This is a genomic window from Campylobacter sp. IFREMER_LSEM_CL2151, from assembly GCF_025771725.1.
GTDB classification, from domain to species: Bacteria; Campylobacterota; Campylobacteria; order Campylobacterales; family Campylobacteraceae; genus Campylobacter_D; species Campylobacter_D lari_C.
This window is the reverse complement of sequence record NZ_JAKMQT010000001.1, coordinates 111107-124777: the sequence shown is the minus strand read 5'-3', so window position 1 is coordinate 124777 and position 13671 is coordinate 111107. Positions and strand designations below refer to the sequence as shown.

Here is a 13671-nt window from a genome sequence, read left to right as displayed (position 1 = left end):
GATTATTTAAACTTAAATCCATTAATTTTCTTGATAAAGCATTTTTAAAAACAGACTTTCCTGTTTTTTCTATATCATCTAATGCTTTATTGATGAATTTAATATTATGAACAAAAATCCCTTTCAATCCCTCAGGAATAGCTCTTCTAAAATACTCCCCTTTTTGTGAGCAAGCAATAGAAGTATTAATTTCTCTCAAATAAGCCTCTAAGCCATCTATGGTATTGTTAAGATTATCAGCAATTTGTTTAAGTTTTTTGTCGCTACACTTAATATAAACTACACGTCCATCAAAGTTTCCATTTTTTAATTCTTTACTTAAATTTAAAATTTTATCCACAAATTGTTCATTGGAATTTTCTAAATAAGCACCAAAAATAAATACTAACAACAAAAGCGCAAAAAATCCTACTGAAAAATATTCTTTAAAATATAAAGCACAAAGTATTGCCAAAACATTTAAAATAATTCCACTATATATTATTTTTTTCATCATCCACCTCACTATTTTTGAAGCTCTAAGATTAGTTGATTATAACTCATACCATAAGAATTAACTATTTTGACAAGTTCTTCTACACCAGCTTTTATTCCACCGCTTTTTTCTGTTTCTAAAAGAATTTTATAAACTTGCTCTATGGTCGGTATAGCTTCTCTTTTAGGTTTTCTTCTTACTGAATAATAATTTATAATATTTCCTTGATCATCAAATGAGGCTGTAACATTAGTAAAAACCCAATAATAATCATTTTGTTTGGTTTTATTTTTCACAAAGGCAAAAATTTCTTTTCCATCTTGTATATAATCCCACAAACACTTAAAAACCGTTCTTGGCATATCAGGATGACGCACTATATTATGAGGTTTATATAGAATTTCCTCCATTTTATAACCTGCGTATTTTAAAAAGTCATCATTAGCATAAATAATATCCCCTTTTAAATCTGTTTTAGAGGTTATTAGTGTATCTGGCTCTAAAATTTTTTCTTGCGACATTTTTTTCCTTATTATTTATTTACAAAATATTATATTTCATTTATCATAAAATTTCATTAAAATTAAAACCTTTATCATAAAGTATCTTTCTAACTAATTCTTGATGCTCCTTTCCTTTAGTTTCTAGAGTGATTGAAATCATCGCATCGCCATACTCAAGCTTAGTTGAAAATCTATCATAATCAATTTTAACTATATTTGCTTGAGCTTCTTTAATAGCATCACTTAAAGCACTCAAAGCACCCGGCTTATCAATCAAAGTAACATTAATAAGCATTTTTCTAAAAGCTTTAAATAAACCTTTTTCTATAATGATATTTAGCATTTGCACATCGATATTTCCACCACTTAAAATCACTCCGATTTTTTTATGGTTTTTCAAATCTATTTTTTTATGCAAAAGTGCGGCAACTGCTGATGCTCCTGCTCCTTCGACTGTAATTTTATGCTTTTCAAGTAAATACAATACTGCATTAGCTATTTCTTCATCATCAACTTGAATAAAATCATCAACACATTCAAGAATAATATCAAAATTAATTTTATTCACATCACGCACTGCTATACCATCAGCTATAGTTCTAACAGCTTTTGAATTAATCATTTTTTTGCTTTTAAAACTCTCATACATCGCAGGAGCTCCCTTAGCACTCACTCCAATGACTTTTATAGCAGGATTAATTTGCTTAGCAGCACTTGCCACTCCACTAATCAAACCTCCCCCGCCAACTGGAGCTAAAATCATATCCAAATCACTTATTTCATCAAGCATTTCAAGCATTAAAGTGCCCTGCCCTGCTATAATACTTTCATTTTCAAAAGGATGAATAAAATTTAAATGATGTTCTTTAGCATAATTTAGTGCATAAGCATAAGCCTCGTCAAAATTATCCCCTTTTAAAATCACTTTTGCACCTAAATTCTTAGTCGCACTTACTTTTAACAAAGGCGTAGCTTCAGGCATAACAATCACAGCTTCTATACCAAATTTTTTAGCACTAATTGCTACTCCTTGTGCGTGATTTCCTGCACTTGCAGCTATTACACCTGCTTGTTTTTGTTCTTTAGTTAAATTAGCTATTGTATTATAAGCTCCTCTGATTTTATAAGCACCTGTTTTTTGCAAATTTTCACATTTTAAAAAAACATCAGTTTCTAAAAACTCACTCAAAAAAGAAGAATGCACAAAAGGGGTTTTTAATACAAAATCTGCGATTTTTTGTTTTGCTTGATAAATTTTATTTAATTCAACCATGATTATCCTTTTTGTAGTTCTATTTTAATGCAACGATCTTGAACGCAATTTATACCATATTTTTTACATTTTTGCATTATTTCTTCATTGATAATGCCAAGTTGCATCCAAAAATTTTTAATCTTTTTACTCAAAAGATCTTCAAAAATTTCATTTGCAAAACTTGCTTTTCTAAACATTACAACCGTATCAACTTCAAAAGGGATTTCTTTTAAGTTTCTATAAACTCTTTCATTTAAAATAAAATCTTCTTTAGGATAGATAGGATAAATTTTATAACCTAAATCTTGTAAATATTTACTTACAAAATGAGAAGGTTTATCTTGATTAGGACTAAGTCCTATAATGGCTATATTTTTCATAGTACTTAGTATTTTATAACTATCACACAATGCTTTTTTCCTTTTTAAAGCATTGTATCTAAAATCAAATTAATAAGAAGCTTTTTTTGCAACCAATAAACAATACAAAATCAAAGCCATTGCAACCAATAAAGCACAAAAAGCATAAACATTAGCAAAACCTATACTTGGCTCTATAATGCCTAGCAAATAAGGACTTACTCCTATACCAAAATCTAAGGCTATAAAAAATGTAGAATTAGCCAAGCCCATTTTTTCTTTAGGTGCAAGTTTTATAGCTAAAGCTTGAGAGCTTGAAGTAGCATTAGCATAACCTAACGCACAAAAAACTCCAGCTAAAATAATCATATAAAAATTTAATGCAAAAGCAAGCAAAAGCAAACATACTATAAAACTCAAAAAGGAAAAAATCATCACAATGTTAGCACCATAATTATCAAACACTTTACCAGCAAGTGGTCTAAAAACCATAGAAAACCCAGCATATATTACAAAAAACATAGATCCAGCAAAAGCTAAATTTAAACTTTGGGTATAAGCACTCATATAAGCTATAATAGCACCAAAAGGACATGCGAGTAAAAAAGTCACTAAGGCTAAATTTAAAACTGATTTTTCAAAATAATTATAAATACTAAATTTTCTTTTTGTATGATGATGTTTTTTAAATCTTCTTACTTTTAAAAAAATAGATAAAACTAATGCAAAGACAATACTCAAACAAGCTATTAAAAAACTAAGCCAAAATTGATTGATAGAGTCAAGTTTTATAGCCAAAAAAGGCCCTAAGGCTGAAGTTAAAACAACGCTTGTAGCATAATATCCTATTCCAACTCCTCTTTTATTGCTAGGTATTATCCTAGCAATAGCTGCCCCACAAGCACAAGAGCAAATTCCATAACAAACCCCTGCTAAAAAGCGTATTAAAATTAAAAAATATACATTATAAAATTTCAAATACAGTAAATTAATAAAAAGATAAAACAAAAGTGAAAATACTATAACCTTTTTTATATTAACATCATCGATTATAGAACCAAAATAAAGTCTAGAAAGCAAAGCACCTATAACAAAAGCTCCCATGATAAGACCTGCGGTGCTAGTTTGAAGGTTTAAAACACCTAAAACATAATCTGTACTAGAAATAGTACTCATATAAAAAACAAGACAAATAGCAAAATTTATCCCAAAAATACAGAAAAAATTTACATTAAATAAATTATATTTTTTACTTAATCCCATGAAAAAACCTTTTAAATTTTCTCATTGATATAATCAAGTAATTTTAAAAGTCTTTCTTGATCTTTTACATCTAAGATATCTAAAATATTTCTTTCGTATTTTCTTATATAAGCATTTGCATCTAAAAAAATTTCTTTACCTTTAACGCTTAAAGTAATGATTTTTTCTCTTTTATCATCTGCTTTTAAAAACTCTATATATTCAAGTTTTGCTAATTTAGAAACAACTCTAGAAAGTATAGCTTTATCCATCTGATAAAACTCACATATTGGAGCTAAAGTGCTATAACCATGCTGATTTAAATATACAAAAACCCTCCAATCACTTGATTTTAGTCCAAAGGGTTTTAAAATTTCATTGACTTTATAGAGTATTTTTCTATTTGTATAAGTAATTTTTTGAAATAAAATAAGAAATCCTTTATAAAAATTAATTGATTAAATCAACTATTTTTATAATAACAAAGCTTGTATAAATTCTAACTTATACTAAGCTTTTATTCTTAAATGTACCCCACATTCAAGATGAGGAGTATTAGCAAATTGATCAAAAAAAGCTAAATTTAAAATTTCATGACTTTGACATAAGATTTCAAGATTTTCTTTTAAAGTGATAGGATTACACGAAATATAAATGATATTTTCATAATTTTTAATAAGTTCAATCACGCTTAGATCAAGCCCTGCTCTTGGAGGATCAACCAAAACATGAGATATTTTAAAGCTATCTAAATCTATACCTTTTAAGCGGTTAAATTCTCTTTCTTTTTTCAAAGCTTGACTTAACTCTTCACTAGAAAGCCTTGTAAAAGTTATATTTTCAATAGAATTTAAAACGCAATTTTTTAAAGCAAATTCGATATTTTTTTTAGAAATTTCAGTTGCTAAAACTTTGTTAAAATTTCTTGCTAAAGCTATAGTAAAATTTCCATAACCACAGTAAAGCTCTAATAAATCTTGTTTAAAATCACTTCCAATACAAGATATAACCCATTCAATCATCTTTTCATTGATAAAAGTATTAGGCTGGATAAAACAATCATTATTAAACTCATATAAAAATTCATTTGTATTGATTTTTAAAGCTTGTCTTAAATTTTCCCCATTAAATATAAGTTTTTTACCCCTGCTTCTTGCTATGAGTTTGAGATTTAATTTTTCTGCTAATTCTTGTAAATCTTGTGCAATTAACTCTATATTTTTATGGAAAAGTAAAGTTATACTTAAATCTAATTTTGTAGCTAAAAACTCTACTCCAAAAAGCTTTTGTTTTAAATTTTCATTTAGATTATTTAATAAAATAGGCATATGTTTTTGAATTTTTTCATCTGCTATATCAAATTTTTCAATAGGAATTTTTTTCTTATTTTCAAACATTGCATAAGAAATTTCCCCATTTTCATGATGATATATAGAAAATTCTGCCCTAGTTCTATAAGCTTTTAAAGGTGATTTAAAGCACTGAATTTCTTTATCATATAAAGAAGAAAACAATGCTTTATTTAAAGCAATTTTTTCTTCAAAATGCATTTACGCATCTACCTTTTTGCCAACTACAAAAAGTAAAGCTATCATAGCTAAGATTCCAAAAACAAGCCCTAGCCATACATTAAGTCCTAGTGCTACTGGTAAATAACCACAAAGTATACTAATAGCACAAACACTCAAAGCATAAGGCATTTGCGTGCTAACATGAGCTAAAAGATCGCACTTACTTCCCATAGATGAAAGTATCGTGGTATCAGAAATTGGCGAGCAATGATCTCCAAAAATAGCTCCTGTTAAAACCCCTGAAATATTAATAATCATATATTGGTGCAACTCTGCTCCACTTAATTCATTATGAACCCCAACAGCCATAGCTAAAGGAATAGCTAAAGGCATTAAAATACCCATAGTCCCATAACTAGTTCCCGTTGAAAAAGAAATAATAGAAGCAAAAATAAAAATTGCTGTAGGAAGCAAGTAAATAGGCGTTTTATCTGAAAATAAATCAATTAAATATTTAGAAGTTCCTAAATCCTTGATCACAGAAGCTAACGACCATGCACAAAGTAAAATAATCACAGTCATAATCATAGTTCTCCAACCATGAGTCCAAACCGCAATAGCTTCTTTTAAAGTAAATATTTTTCTATACATTCCTAAAATAATAGCTACTATGGTAGCTAAAAGTGCTGCTTGAAACAATACTACAGAAGCATCAGCTGCGCCAAAAGTTTCTCTAAAAGCAAATAAACTAAGCGGTGCTGCATCAATTTGTGCTTTAATACTCGCATCATCTAGGGCATTATAACCACTAAAATAAAAACCTATAAATGAAAATACAATCAAAACAGCTAAAGGTATAATAGCATTAGAAGCTTGTAATTTTACATGCTCTTTTGGCTCTAAAACCTTATCTTCTATATTATCAATTTGCTCATGACCATGAGAAAATTTACCCGCTCTAGCTCTAAGCTCAGCTTTTAACATAGGTCCAAATTCTCTACCTGTATAAATAGTCAAAACAACAAAAATCAACATAAAAAGATTATAAAATCTATAAGGTAAGGTTTGTACAAAGATTTCAAAAGCATTGATTTCTTCTTTTACTATACCTAAATGCGCAAAAGTTACATTATCGATTAGATCATATCCACTACGAATTAAAGAAATTTCAAGTCCTATCCAAGTAGAAATGATAGCAAGACCAGTAATTGGCGCTGCAGTTGCATCCATGATAAAAGCAAGTTTTTCACGGCTTACTCTAAATTTATCTGTCACTGGACGCATGATAGGACCTACGATTAATGAATTAGCATAATCATCAAAGAAAATAAAAATCCCCATGCACCAAGTAGCAAATTGTGAGCTTTTTGCCTGCTTAGCTTTAGTAGAAAGCCAAACCGCAACCGCTTTTGTACCACCTGTTTTAGTAATAAGAGCTACAACCCCACCTATAGTTAAAACTTGTAATAAAATTCCTGCATTACCCGGACTTGCCATAGCATTTACCACTTTAGAAATAAAGCCTGTAAAAGAAGCAATAATAGCATGATAAATGCTATTTTCAATAAGTCCTAGCATAAAAGTACCACTTAATGCACCAATAAACAACGAAAGCACTACATCTTTAGTAATAAAAGCTAAAATAATAGCTATCACCGGTGGTAAAAGCGTCCAAACTCCAAAAAGCTCTGCATTTGCTTGTGCATCAGCAAATAACAATAAAGGAGCTAATAATAAATAAAAAATTTTCATATTTTTCCTTATGTTTTTATATTTTCTCGCTAAAAGTTCCTGCCCATGTTTGAGTCACAGGCATAAGTTCAATTTCGTTAATATTAATATGCTCAGGTAAGCTAATAATAAAAGTAATAATTTTTGCTATATCTTCAGCTTTAATATATTTAGTATTTTCATAAACCTCATCAGCTTTTTTAATATCACCTTTAAATCTCACTTCACTAAATTCAGTTTTACAAAGCCCTGGTGCTATATTGGTTACTTTTATATTGCTTCCGCGCAAATCCGTTCTTAAAGCTTTAGAAAATTGTGCCACAAAAGCCTTAGTTCCACAATAAACATTACCTCCATAATAAGGCACATTTGCCGCAATTGAACCAAGATTAATCACATGAGCATTTTTTGCCTTTCTAAGTAAAGGTAAAGTAGCTCTTGCTATGTATAAAAAGCCTTTGATATTAGTATCTACCATGGCTTCAATATCTTCAATGTCCAAAGAATCAAACTCATTTAAACCCAAAGCAAGACCTGCATTATTAACAAGCAAAGAAATATTTTGTAAATCTTGAGGTAAATTTTCAATTGCTGTAAAAACTGCTTGTTTATCCCTAACATCAAGCACGATAGGATAAATTTTATCCCCATAAAGCTCTTGTAGTTTTTCTAATCTTTCTTTGCGTCTTGCTATGGCTATAACCTTATAATCAAGCTCTATCAAAGCTTTTAAACTCTCTAGTCCAAAACCTGAACTTACCCCTGTTATTAAAGCAATTTTCATGGTTGCGCCTCTTCATATAACATCAAATTTTCATTTTCTTTTAAACCAAGTTTTTTTAAAAATTTAATATTTTCTTCTTTTTTTGCAATGATGGCAAAATCAAGAGCATTAAACCCTAGATCATCTATTTCTTTATAATTAGCTTTATAATCTATAAGCAACTTAAGCATTTTTACATCAGCATAATTTGCCCCATGCATAAAGATATTTTTAGAAGTATGCTCAAGTGCACATAAGGTAATAAAATATGGCGTATTACTTCCCATACTAGCAATAGAAAGTTTTTCATTATCATTAATGTATTTTTGATTTACATTTGCACCATTTTCAAGCAAAAGCTTGGCAACTTTATAGTTGTTATATTCAACAGCATAAAACAAAGGTGTTTTTCCAAAAGAATTTTTATAATCAACCACCGCTTCATTTTCAAGCAAAAGCTTAACATTTTCTGCATTATCTAGTGCAAAAAATAAAGCAGACTCATAACCTTCATTTATTTTTACACCTAATTTAATAAATTCTCTTATAATCTCACTTTCTCTATTATTCAACAAGGCTGATTTAAAACCATTGTTTAATTCTAAATTACTAATTTTTTTAGTATAAATATACTCTTTAATCTGCTCTAAAGAATTATTTTTATTAGCTACAAATTTTTCAAAATCTGAAATATCTTTAAAAATTTTAGTCTCGCCAACCGCCCAGTTTAAAAATTCATTCAAAGCATTACTAGCAAAATAAATCGCACTTGCTTTATCTAAATTAAATTCTTTTTGAAAATATCTTGTTAAAGGATTAATCGCATTATTATATTCTTTCCAAAATTCCTTAAAAAGTTTAAAATTTCCAATGCTTTGATAAGCCCAAAATCTAAAATACGCTTTTAATTTTGCAAATTTTTCTTCAAGTATTATAGGATCTTGTAAAGTCTTTTGATAGCCTTGTGGATCAAGTGCAATTTCTAATAATTTAAAATCAAATTTTCTCAAATCACTAAAATATTCTCCACCCATACAAGCACTATTGCTTCCTCTAATTTCATTAGCAAGCTCATATAATCTTTTTGTGATTTGATGATTTTTTAAAGAAAAAGCACAATTTAAATCCACTTGAGCAAAATCTTGTGTATTTTTTGGCTCAAATTCTTTAAAAAAATCAGCTTTATTTTCCTTAACATACTCACAACTGTAATCCAAAGCTAAAGCATTTAAACTTATAATCAAACTAAATAATAAAATCTTCAAATATTTTCCTTGAATATAAATTAAATCACTATTTTAACTAAATTTTTGCTTTAATAACAATTAATTAATTTAAAATTCATACAATGCTTGCTTTTAAATAAGGAAAAATATGTATCAAAGTTTTTACAAGGCTAGTTTTGCTTATATTCTTTTACAAAGTGATAAAGATAAGCTTATTAATGTTGATTTTACTATATATAAGCCTGATTTTACCAAAGATAAACACCTTGTTTTAGAACAAGCCTTAGAAGAACTAGACCTTTATTTTAACAAAAAGCTTTTTGCTTTTAGCACTCCCCTAGCTCTTCAGGGAAGCGAATTTGAGCAAAAAGTATATAAAGCTTTGATAAAAATTCCTTATGGACAAACTAAAACTTATCAAGAAATTGCTTCTTTTATCAATCATCCAAAAGCTTTTAGAGCAGTAGGTAATGCAAATTCTAAAAATAAACTTGCAATTTTTATACCTTGCCATAGAGTAGTAGCTAAAAATCACTTAGGTGGATACAATGGTGGTTTATTTATCAAAGAAGCTTTACTTAAATTAGAAGGCGCACTTTAAAATGCCAAGTTTATTACTAGCAAGTTTTATTTGGGCTTTTTCTTTTCCATTAATTGGGCATTTTATTACCTTAGAAATGGATAGTTTTTTTGCAGCATTTGCAAAAGTTTTTTTGTCTTTATTGGTATTTTTACCTTTTTTAAATTTTAAGATAAATTTGCATTTAAAATTAAAACTCATAAGCATTGGGGCTTTGCAACTTGGCATAATGAATTTATTTTATTATCATTCTTTTTTATATTTAAGTGTAAGCGAAGTAGCGCTTTTTACGATTTTTACACCTTTTTACGTTGTGCTTTTTTATGGGCTTTTTTCAAAAAATCTTAGATATTTATATTTTATAAGTATTTTTATATGCATTATGGGTGCTTTTGTAGTTAAATTTGATAATATTAACTCTAATTTTTTATATGGATTTTTACTTATTCAAGGGGCTAATTTAGTATTTGGAGCTGGACAAAGTTTTTATAAAATTTTATTAGAAAAAAATACAAATTTAAGCCAAAAAGAAGCTTTTGCTTATTTTTATCTAGGCGCAACCAGTATAACCTTACCTGCATTTTTATTTTTTGGAGATTATAATAATTTACCATCCAATTTAAGTTCTTGGATAGCTTTGATTTATCTTGGGACTATTGCTTCAGGACTTGGATATTTTTTATGGAATAAAGGCTCTACTGAAGTAGATAGTGGAGTTTTAGCCTTGATGAATAATGCCATTATACCTATAAGTATTTTTATCAACATGAGTATTTTTGGAGTAGATGTAGAGCTGCTACCTTTTTGTATGGGGACTTTAATCATTCTTTTTTCATTTTTTATACATAAAAAAATCATGCATTATTATAATAAGAAATCTTACTCAAATATAAACCACTAGCAGGAGCTAAAAATCTACAATGAGCTTTTTTAGCGTTGATTTGTTCTAAAAGCTCATTTTGGCTCATTTTTCCTTCTAATACTTTTAAAATACTTGCCATCATCATTCTAATTTGCGATCTTAAAAAACCATTTGCTTCAAAATAAAACACAGTGTAATTATTATAAGCATAAACTCTAGTTTTATACATTTTTCTTATGCTTGTTTTATTATCAGAGCCTTCTTTTTGAAAAAGTTTAAAATCATGCTCTCCTTCAAATAAAAATGCAATTTCATTGGCTAATTTAATATTTATTTTTGGATAAAAATGCACATAAGAGGCTAAAAAAGGATTATATTTTTCATGACTTATAATGTAGCGATATGCTCTTTTTTGCACATCAAAACGCACTTGAAAATTTTCTTGCATTCTTTGAATATGCTTTATATGTATAAATGGGTGCGCAAAATGATTGATTTTATTTTTTAAATATACAAAATCTTTAAAATGTTCCCCTGCTTTGACACAAGCGACTGCATTAAATGCATGCACACCTTTATCAGTTCTTGAAGCAAATAAAGGCTTTTCATAAATACCCAAATGCGACAAGGCCTGCGCTAAAGCATCTTGGACACTAAGCTTATGTGGCTGAGTGGCTGAACCTTGAAATTTAGAACCATCATAAGAAAAAGTTAATTTTAAAAGCATTAATACTTACTTGCAATTTTTGCTTTAAAATAAAACAAAGAAGTAATTAAAAAGCTTGAAAAAATCACAGCAATAGCTACAAAAGGAGGATTATAAAAACTAATCAAAAGCGTAAAATAAGCAAAAATAATCACAAAAATTCCAAAATAAGCAAAACCTTTTTCATAACGATAAGTTACTATACCAAAAGAAAGTGCAAAAAGCACGCTAGCTAAAGGAAATAAAGCTATAAGAATATAAATAACAAATTCTTTTGCTTTTTCTTTATTGCTTGTTACATCAGACCAATACCCATAAAAACTTTGAGTATTTAATTCTTTAGAAGAAAGTTTGCTTTTAATTGATAAATTTTTAAAACTAGAAATATGCCAATCTTCTTCTTTAATCTCATAAGCCTTTCCCTCATCTAGCTTAAAAGTAATAACCCCATCATTGGTTTCTAACTTTCCTTCTTTGGCTAAAATCACTTGTTCTTTATCTTGTGGGTTTTTCTTTGGATGATACATTATGATGTTTTTATAAGTTTCATCAGAATTTTTAGCATCAATAAAAACAAGCCATTCCCCATATCTTTGTCCAAATTCTCCTGTTTTTATGCTTACTTTAGCACTTATTTTTTTATAATCTACAAAATTATCAAAAAGTTCAAAAGATATAGGTATAAAAACCAAAACCACCACAAGCATAAAAGCACTTACTAAAGCTGCAATTTTTGCAAAAAAACTTGCTATCATGCTTGGAGCTATACTCAAAGCAAACAACACCGTGCTTTCATTTTCCCTAGAAAGTCTATAAAAGGCCAAAGTTAAAGCAATGAAAAAAGATATGGGTAAAGTAAAAATCAATATCTTTGGTAAAAGAAAAATATATAATTTGATTAATTCAAAAAAAGTAATTTCAATATAAGCAGTAATTTTAGCAAGTTGTATAAAAAATATAATCGAAACAATAATAAATAAAGTAAAAAATAAAGACAACATTGTGCTTAAAAACTGATTAAGCAAATACTTATAAACTAGTTTCATAATATACTTTCTATACTTAGATTAATCAAAATTCCACAAAATAAAAAAGGAATCATAGGCATTTGATAATCTTTCTTGGCTATTTTTATAAACATCAAAAGACTTAAAAAACTTGCAATAAATAAAATCAAAAAGCCTTTTTCATAGCCAAAAATTCCAAAAATCAAAGCTATTATTATAACATCACCTTCCCCTAAACTTTCTAAAATTTCATCTCTTTTTTTAAAATTTTTAATAAAATTAATCACACTTTTTAGTATAAAAATTAACCCCGCTCCAAAACATACTCTAAATAAAAAGCTATCTTGAAAATCCTCTAAATTTAAACCATTTTGCAAAAAATCAAAACAAAAAGCTAAAATAAATAAAATCCAAAGCCAAAGCTCACTCACTGCTTTTAGATAATAATCCATCCAAGAAAGCGCTAATAATATAGCTAGCATACAAGCAAAAATTAAAATTTGAAAAACATCTTCGATTAAATAAAAAGCAAAGACAAACAAACACGCGCAAAGAAATTCATTAAAAGGATAAATCAAAGAAATTCTTTCCTTACAAAAAGCACATTTGCCTTTTAAAAATACAAAAGATAACAAAGGAAAAAGATGATAAAATTTCAAAGTTTTAAGACACTTAGGACATTTTGATCTTGGACTTATTATGCTTTCTTTATTAATCGTTCTTAAAATCAAAACATTGACAAAAGAACCTACACAAAGTCCTAGTAATAAAAAGAAAAATATCATTTACCAAAGGTTCTTTTGCGTTTTTTAAACTCAGTAATAATATTTGCGATTTCTTTTTTAGTAAGTGCAGGAAATAAAGTTTGGCTAAAATAAATTTCTGCATAACTTGATTGCCATAATAAAAAATTTGAAATTCTTTTAGCACTCCCTACTCTTAAAAACAAATCCACATCCTCGCTTAAGTCAAGATTTGCTTGTATATTTGCTTCGTTAATTTCAAGATTTTTTTCAATCACCTTTTTAACCGCTCTAACTATTTCATCCTTACCTCCGTAAGAAATAGCTAAATTAACGCATAATTTTGTGTAATTTTTAGTTTGTTCTTGAAAATTTTGTATTTTTTTTAAGGTTAATTCATCTAAAAGACTTAAATTTCCTATAGCTTTAAAACGCACTTCATTGGCTACAAATTTATTTAAAGACTCATCAAGATATTTATTTAATAGTTTAAAAAGAAACTCCACTTCTTCTTTTGGTCTTTGCCAATTTTCTGTACTAAAAGCATAAAGGGTTAAATTTTGAATTTTTTCATCTATACATACTTCTATGATTTTTTCAACAACTTTAGCACCTTGACTATAGCCAATTTTTTCTAAAAGTCCATTTTTTCTAGCCCATCTTCTATTGCCATCCATTACCACAGCAAGATGTTTTAATTCATTCATT

General features: G+C 28.1%; 15 protein-coding genes. 2 read left to right on the top strand and 13 right to left on the bottom strand.

Going from position 1 to position 13671, the window contains the following annotated elements; genetic code table 11:
- Positions 1 to 504: 504 nt before the first annotated feature.
- The 9 genes from L8V82_RS00640 to L8V82_RS00600 form a co-directional block, all read right to left on the bottom strand.
- Positions 505 to 996, bottom strand: a complete 492-nt coding sequence (locus tag L8V82_RS00640; protein ID WP_263723644.1) for a PAS domain-containing protein — start codon at positions 994 to 996, stop codon at positions 505 to 507.
- A 43-nt stretch (positions 997 to 1039) separates the two neighbouring features.
- On the bottom strand, positions 1040 to 2251 hold the full coding sequence (ilvA, locus tag L8V82_RS00635) for a threonine ammonia-lyase (protein ID WP_012661672.1): 1212 nt from the start codon (positions 2249 to 2251) through the stop codon (positions 1040 to 1042).
- Between the two features lie 2 nt (positions 2252 to 2253).
- Entirely contained in the window at positions 2254 to 2613 is a 360-nt protein-coding gene (locus L8V82_RS00630; protein ID WP_052243414.1) for a CoA-binding protein, read from the bottom strand.
- 69 nt (positions 2614 to 2682) lie between these two features.
- On the bottom strand, positions 2683 to 3855 hold the full coding sequence (locus L8V82_RS00625; RefSeq protein WP_263723643.1) for an MFS transporter: 1173 nt from the start codon (positions 3853 to 3855) through the stop codon (positions 2683 to 2685).
- An 11-nt stretch (positions 3856 to 3866) separates the two neighbouring features.
- Positions 3867 to 4208 (bottom strand): MarR family winged helix-turn-helix transcriptional regulator, encoded by a 342-nt coding sequence (locus tag L8V82_RS00620; protein ID WP_263674730.1) that lies wholly within the window; start codon positions 4206 to 4208, stop codon positions 3867 to 3869.
- A gap of 135 nt (positions 4209 to 4343) precedes the next feature.
- Complete coding sequence (gene trmA, locus L8V82_RS00615) at positions 4344 to 5384, bottom strand: tRNA (uridine(54)-C5)-methyltransferase TrmA (RefSeq protein WP_263723642.1); 1041 nt, start codon at positions 5382 to 5384, stop codon at positions 4344 to 4346.
- Positions 5385 to 7097, bottom strand: coding sequence for a Na+/H+ antiporter NhaC family protein (locus L8V82_RS00610; RefSeq protein WP_263723641.1), 1713 nt, complete (start codon positions 7095 to 7097; stop codon positions 5385 to 5387). It lies immediately after the preceding gene.
- Between the two features lie 16 nt (positions 7098 to 7113).
- Entirely contained in the window at positions 7114 to 7860 is a 747-nt protein-coding gene (locus L8V82_RS00605) for a short-chain dehydrogenase/reductase, subgroup 5 (RefSeq protein ID WP_039618550.1), read from the bottom strand.
- Complete coding sequence (locus L8V82_RS00600; protein WP_263723640.1) at positions 7857 to 9104, bottom strand: ankyrin repeat domain-containing protein; 1248 nt, start codon at positions 9102 to 9104, stop codon at positions 7857 to 7859. The genes L8V82_RS00605 and L8V82_RS00600 overlap by 4 nt, the downstream gene beginning before the upstream one ends.
- A gap of 109 nt (positions 9105 to 9213) precedes the next feature.
- Between L8V82_RS00600 and L8V82_RS00595 the strand changes: the two genes are divergently transcribed.
- Together L8V82_RS00595 and L8V82_RS00590 are read left to right on the top strand one after the other, a co-directional pair.
- Complete coding sequence (locus tag L8V82_RS00595; protein ID WP_263723639.1) at positions 9214 to 9666, top strand: methylated-DNA--[protein]-cysteine S-methyltransferase; 453 nt, start codon at positions 9214 to 9216, stop codon at positions 9664 to 9666.
- A 1-nt stretch (position 9667) separates the two neighbouring features.
- A complete protein-coding gene (locus tag L8V82_RS00590; RefSeq protein WP_263723638.1) occupies positions 9668 to 10546 on the top strand; it encodes an EamA family transporter in 879 nt (292 codons plus the stop codon).
- On the opposite strand, the gene truA is transcribed toward L8V82_RS00590, so the two are convergent.
- Genes truA through uppS form a run of 4 tightly spaced genes read right to left on the bottom strand, consistent with a single transcriptional unit; the run spans position 10500 to position 13670 of the window.
- Positions 10500 to 11234, bottom strand: coding sequence for a tRNA pseudouridine(38-40) synthase TruA (truA, locus tag L8V82_RS00585; RefSeq protein ID WP_263723637.1), 735 nt, complete (start codon positions 11232 to 11234; stop codon positions 10500 to 10502). The two genes, L8V82_RS00590 and truA, sit on opposite strands and share 47 nt — an antisense overlap.
- Complete coding sequence (locus L8V82_RS00580; protein ID WP_263723636.1) at positions 11234 to 12259, bottom strand: LptF/LptG family permease; 1026 nt, start codon at positions 12257 to 12259, stop codon at positions 11234 to 11236. Before L8V82_RS00580 ends, truA begins: the two co-directional genes overlap by 1 nt.
- Positions 12256 to 13005 carry a prepilin peptidase gene (locus L8V82_RS00575; RefSeq protein ID WP_263723635.1) on the bottom strand — a complete coding sequence of 250 codons (750 nt, stop codon included), beginning with the start codon at positions 13003 to 13005 and terminating at the stop codon, positions 12256 to 12258. The genes L8V82_RS00580 and L8V82_RS00575 overlap by 4 nt, the downstream gene beginning before the upstream one ends.
- Positions 13002 to 13670 (bottom strand): polyprenyl diphosphate synthase, encoded by a 669-nt coding sequence (gene uppS / locus L8V82_RS00570; RefSeq protein ID WP_263674584.1) that lies wholly within the window; start codon positions 13668 to 13670, stop codon positions 13002 to 13004. The genes L8V82_RS00575 and uppS overlap by 4 nt, the downstream gene beginning before the upstream one ends.
- Position 13671 lies beyond the last annotated feature (1 nt).